Here is a 13519-nt window from a genome sequence, read left to right on the forward strand (position 1 = left end):
GTTGTCCCTTTGTGTCCGGAAAGCTAATTTTCCGGCTTCGTTCGCGGGACCATCTCGGGCGACCAGCCGAACCGGTAACGAGGATCGGCGACCGCTGTGGCGAAGGCCTGGGCCACGGCCGGCGAACTGACGATGCGCCAGTCCCGCTCCTTGTCCACCTCGAACCAGATGAGACCGAGGATGTCCTTGTGCCACCGCAGCGCTCGGAACGCGTCCGTGATCCACTCGGCCTTGCGCCCCGCGGCGTCGGAGGCAGCGGTCTCGGTGATGACCAAGGGTTTCCTGGTGAAGGTACGGATCTCGGTGATGGTCGGGCCGAAGATCGAGTCGAAGGACCGGTAGTCCGTGTAGGCCCCGATGCCGTAGTAACCCGTGACACCCACCCAGTCGACGTAGTCGTCGCCCGGGTACAGCCCGGACAACGCCGGGAGCGACTCGTCCCACTTGGCGTTCGGGCTCCAGACCCAGGTCACGTTGGTGACCCCCGCCGCGCGGAAGAGGTCGTGCACGTGCCGCCAGGCCTGGACGTACTCGCCCGCCCGGTTGCCGTTGCTCGCCTCCGACCACGGGTACCAGTCACCGTTCATCTCGTGTGCCAACCGGATGGCGACCGGGTAGCCGAGGGACCTGATCCCTTCGGCCCAGGACCGCAGGTAGGGATCGAACTCCCCGGCCGTGATGCGGGACAACCGGTAGGCGGGCTGGTCGGACCGGATTTCGTCGATCTGCCGGGTCGGCAGCTTCTTCTCGCGGGCCGCCCGGTCCACGCGGTGGTCCCACGGCTCCCAGCCCAGCATCGGCATCATCCCCCGACCGCTGACGCGGTCGAAGAGCGTCCGGTCGAACGTGTCCAGGTTCCACGACGCGCTGAAGAGCATCACCTGCGGCCGGTGTCTCGCCGCCACCGCGAACGAGTCCGACGCCGCGAAGTCGTGTGGTCCCTTGTCGGTCATGACACCGACGAACGCCTTGCCGGCCGGCGGAAAGGGTTCCGCGGCGGGCCGGGACGGGGATTGCGGCCCGGCCTTCGCGGGCCGGTCGGCCCGGCCGTCCTCCCGGCCCCCGAACAGGGCGGCCGGCGCCACGGCGACCGCGTAGGTCAGCAGCAGCGCGCCGGTCAGGAGCAGCACCATCCGGGCGGCGGTCACCCTTCGCACCGCTAGTCCTTCGTGCGCGGGAGCATGTCGGGCGACCAGGTGACCTGGTAGCGGGGGGCGGCGACCGCGTCGGCGAAGGCCGCGGACACGGCCGGGGAACTGACGACGCGCCAGTCGAGTTCCTTGTTCACCTCGAACCAGATCAGCCCGATGATGAACGGATACCGGGGCAGGGCCCGGAAGGCTTCCTTGATCCATTCGGCCTTGCGTCCGATGTGGTCGGATGCACCGGTCTCGGTGACGACCATCGGTTTCCGGCTGATCGTGCGGAGCTCGGTGACGGTCTTCTCGAAGACCCCGTCGAAGGAGAGGTACGGCGCGTAGTCGTACTTGCCGTAGTAGCCCGTGATGCCCACCCAGTCCACGTAGTCGTCGCCCGGGTAGTAGGTGGAGATCGGGGGGGTCAGGTCGGTGTACCGGACGTTCGCGCTCCACACCCAGGTGACGTTCGTGGCCCCGACCTCCCGGAACACGTCGTGGACGTGGCGCCAGGCCTTCACGTAGTCACCGGGCCGGTTGCCGTTGACCAGCTCGCACCACGGGTACCAGTAGCCGTTCATCTCGTGGGCGAAGCGCAGGGCCACCGGGTAGCCGAGGGACTTGATGCCCTCCGCCCAGGACCGCACGTAGCTGTCGAAGTCCCCGCCGGCTATCCGGGACAGCCGGTAGCTGGGTTGGTCCGACCGGACCCGGTCGATCTCCTGGGCGGTCAGCTTCTGCTGCCGGGCCCGTTCGTCCAGGCGGTAGTCCCAGGGTTCCCAGCCCAGCATCGGCATCATGCCGCGGTCGCGGATCCGGTCGAAGAGCGTCCGGTCGAACGGGGCGGACGCCCACCCCTCGCTGAAGAGCATGACCTGCGGCTGGTGCCTGGCGGCCGCCGTGAACCGGTCCACCGGCGTGAAGTCGTGGGGACCCTTGTCGGTCATGACACCGATGAACGTCTTTCCCACCGGCGGGAACGGGCCCGCCGGTCGGGGCGCCTTCGCTTCGGCCGTCACCGCCCCGCCCCGGCCCCCGGAGCCGGCGGTGGGCGCGATGGCGAAGGCGTACGTCAGCAGCAGCGCGCCGGTCAACACCATCACGACCCGCGGAAAGGTGAACCTGATCATCGCAGGACTCCCTCAGCCGCGACCCGTGACCTCGGCGGATGGACCTCCTCGGGCTCCGCGCGAGCGGGGGCGGGCACGACCACCTCGTCCTCCTGATCCCCTTCGGCGCGCAGGTTCGACGCGAGCGCGATCAGTGGCGGACCGAGGCCGGTCAGGAGGGTCAGGACGGGCCACACCCGCAGCAGGGGTGAGCTGTTGTCCAGCACGAAACTCGCGCCGAGCAGACCCGCGGAGACGCCCGCCCAGCAGAGGTGCAGCCGGAACGTGCGGAACGACTCGACGGTGCGCAGCCTCCCCTTGGCCGTCACCACGAACCCGAGTTTGCGGCGCAGCAGCGCGGTGAACCCGGCGGCCACGTAGACGGGTCCGGCGAACAGGGCCAGCGCCATGCCGGCCATGCCGATCTCCTCCCGTTCGTGCGGGGCGATGTTGAACCGGCGGAGCCAGAGCCACAGCAGGAACCAGGTGCCGAAGGTCGAGCCCCACAGCACCGACCACACGGTGACGTCGAGCTGCGCCGAACCGACCCCGGTGAGCAGGTACATCGCGGTGGCGAGGTTGCCGAGCAGCAGGCTGACCGCGACGCTCGGGTAGTAGAACTGGAGCAGGCGGTACTGCCAGCGGCGCCGCGACGGCAGCTCGCGCGGCGCGCGCAACTCGGGTCGGACGAGGATCTCGCAGATCCCGGCCGCCCAGCGCTTCTGCTGGTTGAAGTAGTCCGCCCACGAGGTCGGGCCCTCGCCGATGGCCACCACGTCGGGCGTGTAGACGCCCTTCCACTTGTTGCCCGTCGCCGGATTGGTCGCGGCGTGGATCCGGATGCTCGTCAGGTGGTCCTCGATGATGGAGTCCTGGTAGCCGCCGATGGTGCGCCAGGCCGCCGGCCGGTAGAGGTGACCCGTGCCGGTGAGCAGCGGCGCGTCCAGCCCGTTGCCGCCGCGCGCGATGAGGCCGTTGTAGAGGTACTGCTGCACCGAGGCGCCGTGGGCGACGAAGTTCTGGTGCATGTTGCCGTACACCTGCGGGGTCACCACGAAGGCGACGTCCGGGTCGCGGAAGTAGCCGAGGGTGCGTTCGAGGAAGTTCGGCAACGGCACGTGGTCCGGGTCGACGTTGGCCACCACGTCGTACCGGTCCTCGTGGTCGGCCCGCCAGGCGTTGTGGTTGCCGGACTTGGTCCGGGCCCGGAACTCCCCGCCGGGCTGGTTGTACTCCGGCCGGCCCTTGCGGCTGAAGTGGTGGACGCCGAGCCGCGCGGCCATCTCCTTCACCGCCGGGTCGTCCCCTTCGTCGAGGATCCAGACGTCCACCTGGCCGCAGTAGACGAGCTGCCGCAGCCGGCGCAGCGTCCGCTCCGCCACGTCGAGCGGCTCCTTGCTGGGCACGATCGTGGTGAGCAGGGCCACCCGCAGGCCGACCGGCGGGTCGACCGGCACCGGGTCCCGGGCATGGAACGCGAACACCCACACCACCACGTTCTGCGCCAGGCGGATCAACTCGACGCCGACGACCACGCAGAAGCCCAGCCGGGCCGCGATCGTCTGCCAGCCGCCGGACCCGACCGCGCCGACGCCGGGCACGTGCTGGGGCAGCAGCAGCCAGCCCACGAACAGCAACCCGGCGGCGCTGTTGACCAGCACGAGCAGGGTCAGCACCAGCCGCGCCGCGGGCGAGGCGGCGTGCCGGAACTCCACCGCCGCCCCCGGGTGTCGTGGCGCGGCCAGCGGTCCGGCGGTGGCGCCGCACCTGGCGTACGCCAGGCGGGCCCGGATGTTCAGCTGGCGGCGGTCCGGTCCCTTCCGGGCGGGCGGGCCGGCCGGGGCGATCACCGGCGGACGGTTGCCTGAGCTGCCCGGCGTGCTGGCCCGGGACGGGCGTGTATCAGCGGCGATGGCCACGTTTCCCCCATAGTGATCTCGCCACGAACCCTGAGCGGGCAGTGGGGTTGAAAGGTCGTGCTCGGTCAGCGGGCGGTGCGGTCGTCCACGAGGAGGGCCAGCGTGAACCCGGCCCGGTGCCAGACCTGCGCCACCTGGTATCCGCTGCGCAGCAGCCGCTCCGCCGCGCCGCCGACGGGCGGCACGGGATCCGACCGTTCGCCGGGGCGGATCACCCACAGTCGCCGGACGCCCCACAGGCAACCGGCACAGCCGCGCGGCGGCGCCGCGGCGAACAGGTCCGTCGGCCGCCGGTCGGCGGGAAGGTAGCGGGCCACGAGGGTCCGCGCGTCCGCGTCGCCGTAGACCACGCCGTCGGCGGGCAGCCGCCGGGCGCCGACGATCTCGGCGACCTCGCGGGTGGCCTGCCCGCCCCCGTCGGGCGCGCGGACGGCCGCCTGGGCCGGCGCGACGATCACGGCCAGCACGGCCACCGCCACCACCCACCAGCGGGGGCGAACCCGGGACAGGGCGGCCGCGGCCAGGGTCGTCCAGGCCGGCAGCGTGAAGATCAGGCTCGACGGTGACCAGACCGGCGTCGCCTGTGCGATGAGCAGCAGGCCGAGCGGCGGCAGCACCGCCCACGCGGTGCAGATCGCCGCGGCGCGCCGCAGCGGGAGGCTGAACAGCGCCAGTCCGAGCAGCACGGCGCCCAGCGCGGCGACGCCGAACAACTCCCGGGGGGTCGCGGCGAGGGCCGCCAGGTCGGGGCGGGCCGCCGGCGCGACCTGTCCGCCGGCGCGTACCCCGGACCAGAGCAGCCCGGCGGCGGGGAGCGCGCCGAGGAGGGCGGCGGCCAGCCACCGGCCGGTCATCCCGCGCCGGAACGCAAGCACGACCCAGCCGTGCCCGACGAGCAACAGGAGCGCCATCGCGTGGCACAGACCCAGCAGGGCCACCGCGGCGGCGTACGGGGCGAGGCGGCGCAGGCTCGGCCGGTCCAGTGCGGGCAGCAGGAACCAGGTGGCGAGCACGGCGGCGAACAGGGCCAGCGCGTACGGCTGGGCCTCCTGGGCGTACCGGGTGACGCTCGGCAGCAGCGCGAAGATCACCCCGGCGAGGAGCCCCGTGCCCGGCGCGAACATCCGGGCGGCCAGCGCGCCGACGAGCGCGGCGGTCGCCGCCACGGCGAGCAGGGACGGTACGCGCAGCGTCAGGTCGGTGGTGCCGAAGGCCGCCGCCCAGGCGCGCATCAGCAGGTGGTACGGCACGAGCGTGGTGTCACCGCCGGGCATCCCGTCCGGCCAGGGAGAGGTGGCGGCCCGCCAGGTCGCCAGCTCCGCGAGGCGCAGGCCGGGTGCGCCGGCCCCCACGACGCCGAGCGCGCCGGCCAGCAGCGCCGGCAGCAGCCATGCGGCGAGCCGCCAGCGGGCGGTGTCGGCCGGTGGACGGTGGCCGCCGGCCCGGGAACCGACCGCACGGTCCTCGCCCCACGGGTCCTCGACCCGGATCTCTCGCGACCCGAGCCGGGGCAGGACCATGGTGTCCGCGTCCATCATCGTGACTCACGCATCCCTGTGGGTGCCGGCGACATGGTTCCAGCCGCCCCGGGGCGACGCCGGTTCGGCGTGCTCGCGACGGTGCGACCGCGTGGCGCGGCCGGCACCGGGAGTCCCCGGGTCGAGGACTGGATGACACCGTGGAGCTTAATGACCCACTCCGACATAACGCTCATATACGACTAACCGGACGAGCCGATACCCCGGACGGGGGAGGTCGCCGGCAGGGCGTCCTCCGCGTCCCGTCGCGGAAGGCGGGACCTGCTCCGAACCGCCGCCGGGCCGGGGGTTTCATGCGAGCATCTGTCCCGGACGGACCACGGCGACCGACCGGCTGCTCCAGCTGGCCACGCGCCAGGGACGCCGGGGGGCGACGTGAGGGCACTGGTCTGGCGGGGCGTGAACCAACTGGTCGTGACCCACGTCCCCGACCCGGAGCTGCGCAACGAGCAGGACATGATCGTCCGGGTGCGCAAGAGCGCCACCTGCGGTTCCGACCTGCACCTGCTCGGCGGCCACCTGCCCTTCCCGGCGCGCGGCGACGTGCTGGGGCACGAGTTCCTCGGCGAGGTGGTCGAGGTCGGGCCCCGGGTGCGCCGGCACCGGGTGGGTGACCGGGTGGTGGTCTGCTCCGTCGTCTCCTGCGGCCGGTGCGGGCCGTGCCGGCGGCGGCAGTTCTCCCTGTGCGACAACGGCGGCACCGGTCCGGCCCTCGGCGGGCAGGCGGGGGACCTCTCCCCCGGCGGCTGCTACGGCTCCTCGCCCGCCCTCGGCGGGTTCGCCGGCAGCCACGCCGAGTACGTCCGGGTCCCGTACGCCGACCACGGCGCCTTCACCGTGCCGGACGGGGTCACCGACGAGCGGGCGCTGTTCGCCTCCGACGCCGCCCCGAGCGGTTGGATGGCCGCCGACCTGGCTGGCGTCCGGCCCGGGGACGTGGTCGCGGTGTGGGGCGCCGGCGCGGTCGGTCAGCTGGCGGCGCGGGCCGCCGTGCTGCTGGGCGCGGAGCGGGTCGTCGTGATCGACCGCCTCGCCGACCGGCTCCGGATGGCCGAGCGGCACCTCGGCGTCGAGACCCTCGACCACGGGACCCAGGACATCGGCGGGGAGCTGCGGGAACGCAGCGGCGGGCGGGGCCCGGACGTGTGCATCGACGCGGCCGGCGCGGCGGAACCCGGCGGCGGTCGGCGCGCCCGGCTCGGACGGCGGTTCCGGACGGCGCCGGACCGGCCCGTCGCGGCCCGCGAGGCCGTCCACCACTGCCGCAAGGGCGGCAGCGTCTTCCTGCTCGGGACGTATCCGGGCGCCGTCGACCGGTTCCCGCTCGACGCTGTCCTCGCCAAGGGCCTGACCCTGCGCGGCGCCCGGCAGCACGGCCACCGCTACATCCCCATGCTGCTGGACCGGATGGCGCGTGGCGAGCTGGTCACCGAACACCTCGCCACCCACACGATGCCGCTCGACCGGGCGCCGCTCGGCTACGACACGTTCCGCCACCGGCGCGACGGCTGCGTCCGCGCCGTCTTCGCGCCCGGGCCGTGAGCCACCGGCCGGCGCCGGAGTCGCTCCGGCGGGCCGGGGCCCGGCGGCCCGGTCAGGTGAGTGGCGACGGGGACTCGGCGCCGGGCACCAGCAGCCGGGGCCGCCCGGTCCCGTCGGCGGGCACCGCCCACACGTCGGGGCGGCCGTCGTCCCCGCGCAGCGTGTAGGCCAGCGTCGCGTCGTCCAGCCAGGCCGCCTGGTCGTCCACGCTGGCCGGCTCGGTGGTGGCGCGCACCCGCATGCTGGCCAGCTCCAGCACCGACAGCCGCCAGCCCCGGGCCGGGTCGGCGTCGATCGCCTGCTTGAACGCGATCCGCCGGCCGTCCGGGGACAGCGACGGGCACTCGACGTTCTCGGCGAGCGTCGTGACGGTACGTGCGGCCAGGTCACCCCGGACGAGGTACCGCTTCCCACCGGTGGACATGGTCGCGTAGAAGGTCCGGTCGTCGGCGGCGAAGGTGACGCCCCAGTAGTTGACGTCCGCGCTGCGGTGGGGCCGGCCGTCGCGGGTGACCGCGAACTCCTCCAGCGACAGCACGGTGGCCCCGGTGCGGGTGTCGAGGATGCCGGTGCGGGTGGAGAAGCCGCTGGACGTGTAGGAGTCCCCGCCGACGAACGTCGTCCAGGAGACCATCCGGCCGGAGGCGGACACCCGGGCCCGGTTGGGCAGGCCGGGGACGCTGATCGCCCGGGTCCGGCGCAGCGCCCGGTCGAGCACCACGACCTGGTACGACCAGGCGTTCTCCGGGGCGAGGCAGACGCCCGCGCCGCCCGCGGCGTACACCCGCAGGCACTCCACGGTCGAGACGGCCCGCGGCCCGGCCGGGTCGGCCAGGGACACGGCGGCGACGTGCCGATCGGTGATCGTGAGCAGCCGGGGCCCCGCGTCGAGGGTGACCGTCGCCGCGCCCGCCGGGGCCGGCGACCGGGCCGGGTCGGCGGCGACGGCGGCGTAGCCGGCCGCGACCGCACCGAGCAGCACGGCCGAGCCGGCCGCCACCGCGACCTTCACGCGGGTCGACATCGCGGTCATGGGGCCACCTTCCGGGCGGGACGCGAGACGGGGACGAGCAGGAGCACCGTGCCGGCGAGGACACCCGCGACGGCCAGGGCCGCGGTCCGGATCGCGGCCTGCGGCCCCCAGGCCTGCCAGGCCAGTCCGAACAGGACCGAGGAGACCAGGTAGGCCAGCGCCTGACCGGTCTGCACCAGCGCGATGCCGGTGGTGCGCAGCCGCGGCGGGAGCAGCGGTCCGGCCAGCGCGATCAGCACCCCGTCCGTGGCGGCGTAGAAAAGGCCGTAGAGGGCGAGCGCCAGCGCGAGCAGCGGCCAGCCGCCGACCGGACCGCCGAGCAGCAGGTAGGTGGCGCCGAGCGCGGCGTAGCCACCGAGCACCACCGGGAGCCGGCCGATCCGGTCGGCGAGCAGGCCGAGCGGGGCCGCGAGCAGCAGGTACGCGAGGCTGGTGCCGACCGCGAGCAGCGGGAACCACACGAGCTCCACCCGCTGCCGCTGCTGCAGCAGCAGGTAGACGAAGCCGTCGCCGATGGTGGCCAGTCCGAGCAGCAGCGCGGCCAGCACCAGCCGGCGTACCGGCCGGTGGCGCAGCAGGCCGGCCGCCTCGCGGACGGAGACCCTGGCCCCGGCCGGCCCGTCCGGCGCTCCCCCGGCCGGTCGCTCGCGGACGAACAGCACGAACACCACGACGGCCAGGGCCGCGACGCAGAAACTGGCTACGAAGACCGCGTCGTAGTTGCGGCCGACCACCGCCAGGACGGCGATCGCGACAAGCGGCCCGAGGAACGCCCCGACGCTGTCCATCGTCCGGTGCACACCGAACGCCCGGCCCAGCGACTCCGGCGGGGTGGAGAGCGTGATCAGCGCGTCGCGCGGCGCGGTGCGTACGCCCTTGCCGAGCCGGTCGACCGCGACGACCGCGCCGATCGCGGGCACCGAGCGGCCGGCGAGGAGCAGGCCGAGCTTGGCGACGGCCGAGAGCCCGTATCCCAGCCCAGCCACCAGCTTGCGACGGCGGAACCGGTCGGCGACGAAGCCACCCACCATCCGCAGCAGCGCGGTCGCGCCGGTGTGGACGCCGTCGACGACCCCGAAGGCGACCGGGCTGAGGTGCAGCCCGAGCACCAGGTAGAGCGGCAGCACGGCGGTGACCATCTCGGCGGAGACGTCGGTGATGAGGCTGACCGTGCCGAGGGCGACGACGTTGCCGCTGACCACCGCCAGCCGGCGGCCGGGCCGGCCCGCCGGATCGGGCGGGTCCGTCACCGGTCGCGAGACGGTCGAGAGATACACGGCGTCTCCTTCGGACGGCGGCTGACGGTCAGCCATCGTGCGGCCTCGCCGGACCGGCCACAACGGACCGGACATGCCGGTTGGGCGTGCGGCCGGTGAACGTCACGGCAACAACGAGGCGTTCGCCTGGTGCGACCGGCTGTTCACCCGGGTGTCGCCGGCCGGTCCATCGACCTTCCTACATTCCATCCGCTCCCTACCCACCCCCACAGAGAAGGGTTCCCGGATGGGCATTCGACTCCCCCGGCCGCCGATGCCGATCGGCGTGGTCGCGGTGCTGGTCGCCGCCACCGCGACGGTCGTGGTGACCGGCGCGAGCCCCGCGGCGGCGGCCACCGTCACCGTGACGCCGGTCGCCGACACGTACGTGCAGAGCGACACCACCGGCACCAACTACGGCACCGCCCCGCAGGTCGTGGTGGACAACTCCCCCGCCCGCCGGCTGTTCCTGCGCTTCACCGTGAGCGGACTCGGCGGCACGGTCACCGGCGCCAAACTGCGGCTGCGTACGATCAGCGGCAACAGCGGCAGCGACGCCGGCGGCACCTTCCGGGCGATGTCCGACACGACCTGGTCGGAGACCGGCACCACCTGGAACAACCAGCCGGCCATCGACGGCGCCACGCTCGGCTCGATCGGCGCGGTGGGCAGCGACGGCTGGTACGAGGTCGACGTGACCTCCCGGGTCACCGGCAACGGCACGTACAGCTTCGGCGCGACCTCGACCAGCAGCGACGGCGCGTACTACGACTCGCGGGAGAGCGGGGCCGACGCGCCGCAACTGGTGATCACGACCGGGACCACGACGCCGCCCGCCTCCGGCGACCCGGTCCTGGTCGGGGTGGGCGACATCGCCAACTCCGGCTCCGGCGACAGCGCGACCGCCGCCCTGCTGGACGGCATCTCCGGCACGGTCTTCACCACCGGCGACAACGTCTACGACAACGGCACGGCCGCGGAGTTCACCAGCTGGTACGAGCCCACCTGGGGCCGGCACAGGGCGCGCACCCGCCCGTCGCCGGGCAACCACGACTACAACACCTCGGGCGCGGCACCGTACTACGGCTACTTCGGCGCGCAGGCCGGCCCGAGCGGTCGCGGCTACTACTCCTACGACCTGGGCAACTGGCACATCGTGTCGCTGAACTCGAACATCGCGATGTCCGCCGGGTCGGCGCAGGAGCAGTGGCTGCGGGCGGACCTGACGGCCAGCACGAAGCCCTGCACCCTGGCCTACTGGCACCACCCGCTGTTCACGTCGAGCGCCAACCACGCACCGTCGACCTCGACGCGCCCGCTCTACCAGGCGCTGTACGACCACAACGCCGACGTGGTGGTGTGGGGCCACAACCACGTCTACGAGCGGTTCGGGCCGATGAACCCGAACGGTGGCTCCGACGCCGCCCGGGGGCTGCGCAGCTTCGTCGCCGGGATGGGCGGGGCCAGCCACTACAGCTTCGGCACCATCCAGCCCAACAGTGAGGCGCGCAACGCCTCGGCGTACGGCCTGCTGAAGTTCACCCTGCACTCCGGCGGCTACGACTGGCAGTTCGTTCCGGTCGCCGGGCAGACGTACCGCGACAGCGGCAGCGGCGCCTGCCACTGACCGTCCGCTCGACCGGGCCGGCCGTGGCGACTGCCCACGGCCGGCCTGTCGCGCGGCTCACTTCAGTCCAGGAAAGTTTGCAGAGCGTGCAAGATCGCCGGTAGGGTCGCGCGGTGACTCCGGACAGCCCTCCCGCCGACGGCGGCCTCCGCGACCGCAAGAAGCGCCGGACCCGCACGGCGCTGGCCACCGCGGCGCTGCGCCTGGTCGCCGAGCACGGCCTCGACCAGGTGACCGTCGAGGAGATCAGTGCGGCGGCGGACGTCTCCTCCCGGACCTTCTTCAACTACTTCCCGAGCAAGGACGACGCGCTGGTCGGCGACCAGGCCGCGCTCAACGCCCGGTTCGTGGCGCGGCTCGCCGAGGTGCCGCCGGCGGTGCCCGCCCTCGCCGCGATCCGAACGGCGCTCGGCGAGGTGATCGAGGAGTTGCAGGAGGACCGCGAGCTGTGGTTGCTCCGGATGGACGTGGTCATGCGGAACCCCGCCCTGCTCCCCCGCCTGGTCGCGGCGGGCGCCGAGGCGGAGCGGTCGATGACCGAGGTCGTCGCCGCCCGGGTGGGCGTACCCGCCGACCACGGGTTCCCGGCCCTGCTCACCTCCGTCACCGGCGCCGCGTTCCGCACCGCCGCGCTCCGCTGGGCCGCCACCGCCGGCGCCCGGTCCCTCGCCGACCTGGTCGACGAGGCGTTCGACACCCTCGCCGCCGGCCTGCCGGATCCCGGCACGCCGGATCCCCACCCGTACCGCACTCCGAGCTGAGGAACCGCATGTCCGCACCCACCGCACCCGCCGACGCCGCCGAGGTCGGCCCGGCCCGCATGTCCCGCCGCGAGGTACTCCAGGCCCTCTCCGGCCTCATGGTGGGCATGTTCGTGTCGATCCTGGCGTCCACGGTCGTGGCGAACGCGCTGCCGCGCATCATCGCCGACCTGGACGGCAGCCAGACCGTCTACACCTGGATCGTCACCACCGAACTGCTGGCCATGACGGCGACCGTGCCGATCTGGGGCAAGCTGGCCGATCTCTACAGCAAGAAACTGCTCATCCAGTCGTCCCTGGGCCTGTTCGTGATCGGCTCGCTGATCGCCGGTCTCACCCCGAACGTCGAGGTGCTGCTGCTCAGCCGGATCGTGCAGGGCGTCGGCGCCGGCGGCATGACCGCGCTGGCCACCATCGTGATGGCCGCCATGATCCCGCCGCGCGAACTCGGCCGGTACGCGGGCATCTTCGGCGCCGTCTTCGGCGTCGGCACCATCGCCGGGCCGCTCATCGGCGGCGTCCTGGTCGACACCTCCTGGCTCGGCTGGCGCTGGTGCTTCCTGATCGGCGTCCCGTTCACCCTCCTGTCGATCTTCCTGCTCCAGCGGACGCTGCACCTGCCGGTCGTCCGCCGCGAGGTCCGGATCGACTGGCTGGGCGCGGCCCTCATCACGACCGGCGTCTCGCTGCTGCTGGTCTGGTCGTCGCTGGCCGGGCACAAGTTCGCCTGGGCCTCGGGCTGGACCGCCCTCATGGTCGCCGGCGGCGTCGCGGTGCTGGCGGTGGCCGTGTTCGTCGAGTCGCGTGCCGCCGAGCCGATCGTGCCGCTGGACATCTTCCGCAACCGGACGGTCTCCCTGGCCACCGTGGCCAGCGTCCTGGTCGGCGTGGCGATGTTCGGCGGCACCGTCTTCCTGTCGCAGTACTTCCAGATCTCGCTGGGCAAGTCGCCCACCGTGGCCGGCCTCATGAGCCTGCCGATGATCTTCGGCCTGCTGGTGTCCTCGACGGTCGCCGGTCAGCTCATCACCCGGTACGGGCGCTGGAAGATCTTCCTGGTCGCCGGTGCCGCCGTCATGACCGCCGGCATGCTGCTGCTCGGCACCATCGGCGCGGGCACGGGCGTCGTCGTGGTCTCGATCTACATGGCGGTGCTCGGCATCGGTGTCGGCATGCTGATGCAGAACCTGGTGCTGGCCGCCCAGAACGACGTGCCCGCCAGCGAACTGGGCGCGGCCACCTCCGTGCTGACCTTCTTCCGCAGCATGGGTGGCGCCATCGGGGTCAGCGCCCTCGGCGCCGTCCTGGCCAACCGGGTCACCACCCTGATGACCGAGCGCCTGGGCCCGGCCGCGGCCGGTGGCGGCTCCTCCGCCGCCGTGCCGGACCTGTCCACGCTGCCCGAGCCGTTGCTGCGGATCGTGCAGGACGTCTACGGCACGGCCACCGCCGAGCTGTTCCTGGTCGGCGCGCCGCTGGCCCTGCTCGCGATGGTCGTGGTGCTTTTCATCAGGGAGAAGCCGCTGCACACGTTGAGCGGCGACGAGCGGCGGGCACAGGAGGATGCGGCGCAGGCGGTGACCCTCACCCACTGACGG

At 73.2% G+C, this 13519-nt stretch carries 10 protein-coding genes; 4 read left to right on the forward strand and 6 right to left on the reverse strand.

Annotated elements, in window-relative coordinates; genetic code table 11:
* Positions 1-23: 23 nt before the first annotated feature.
* From ACZ6PY_RS17655 to ACZ6PY_RS17670, 4 genes are all read right to left on the reverse strand, one after another.
* A complete protein-coding gene (locus tag ACZ6PY_RS17655; protein ID WP_466073366.1) occupies positions 24-1157 on the reverse strand; it encodes a glycoside hydrolase family 26 protein in 1134 nt (377 codons plus the stop codon).
* A 2-nt stretch (positions 1158-1159) separates the two neighbouring features.
* On the reverse strand, positions 1160-2266 hold the full coding sequence (locus ACZ6PY_RS17660; protein WP_466073368.1) for a glycoside hydrolase family 26 protein: 1107 nt from the start codon (positions 2264-2266) through the stop codon (positions 1160-1162).
* Positions 2263-4095 (reverse strand): glycosyltransferase family 2 protein, encoded by a 1833-nt coding sequence (locus ACZ6PY_RS17665; protein ID WP_466073369.1) that lies wholly within the window; start codon positions 4093-4095, stop codon positions 2263-2265. The genes ACZ6PY_RS17660 and ACZ6PY_RS17665 overlap by 4 nt, the downstream gene beginning before the upstream one ends.
* A gap of 134 nt (positions 4096-4229) precedes the next feature.
* Positions 4230-5702, reverse strand: coding sequence for a glycosyltransferase family 39 protein (locus ACZ6PY_RS17670; RefSeq protein ID WP_466073370.1), 1473 nt, complete (start codon positions 5700-5702; stop codon positions 4230-4232).
* 375 nt (positions 5703-6077) lie between these two features.
* On the opposite strand from ACZ6PY_RS17670, the gene ACZ6PY_RS17675 reads away from it, so the two are divergent.
* On the forward strand, positions 6078-7244 hold the full coding sequence (locus tag ACZ6PY_RS17675) for an alcohol dehydrogenase catalytic domain-containing protein (protein ID WP_466073372.1): 1167 nt from the start codon (positions 6078-6080) through the stop codon (positions 7242-7244).
* Between the two features lie 52 nt (positions 7245-7296).
* Here ACZ6PY_RS17675 and ACZ6PY_RS17680 read toward each other — a convergent pair whose 3' ends face one another.
* Together ACZ6PY_RS17680 and ACZ6PY_RS17685 are read right to left on the reverse strand one after the other, a co-directional pair.
* Complete coding sequence (locus ACZ6PY_RS17680; protein WP_466073373.1) at positions 7297-8277, reverse strand: TolB family protein; 981 nt, start codon at positions 8275-8277, stop codon at positions 7297-7299.
* On the reverse strand, positions 8274-9554 hold the full coding sequence (locus ACZ6PY_RS17685) for an MFS transporter (RefSeq protein ID WP_466073375.1): 1281 nt from the start codon (positions 9552-9554) through the stop codon (positions 8274-8276). Before ACZ6PY_RS17685 ends, ACZ6PY_RS17680 begins: the two co-directional genes overlap by 4 nt.
* Before the next feature lie 226 nt (positions 9555-9780).
* Here ACZ6PY_RS17685 and ACZ6PY_RS17690 point away from each other — a divergent pair, with 226 nt between their 5' ends.
* From ACZ6PY_RS17690 to ACZ6PY_RS17700, 3 genes are all read left to right on the forward strand, one after another.
* Positions 9781-11160, forward strand: a complete 1380-nt coding sequence (locus ACZ6PY_RS17690) for a CBM96 family carbohydrate-binding protein (RefSeq protein WP_466073376.1) — start codon at positions 9781-9783, stop codon at positions 11158-11160.
* Positions 11161-11273: 113 nt separating this feature from the next.
* A complete protein-coding gene (locus ACZ6PY_RS17695; protein ID WP_466073378.1) occupies positions 11274-11921 on the forward strand; it encodes an acyl-CoA-like ligand-binding transcription factor in 648 nt (215 codons plus the stop codon).
* Between the two features lie 8 nt (positions 11922-11929).
* Positions 11930-13516, forward strand: a complete 1587-nt coding sequence (locus ACZ6PY_RS17700; RefSeq protein WP_466073380.1) for an MDR family MFS transporter — start codon at positions 11930-11932, stop codon at positions 13514-13516.
* The last annotated feature ends 3 nt before the right edge of the window (positions 13517-13519 follow it).

This window comes from Micromonospora sp. NPDC048907 (genome assembly GCF_055586885.1).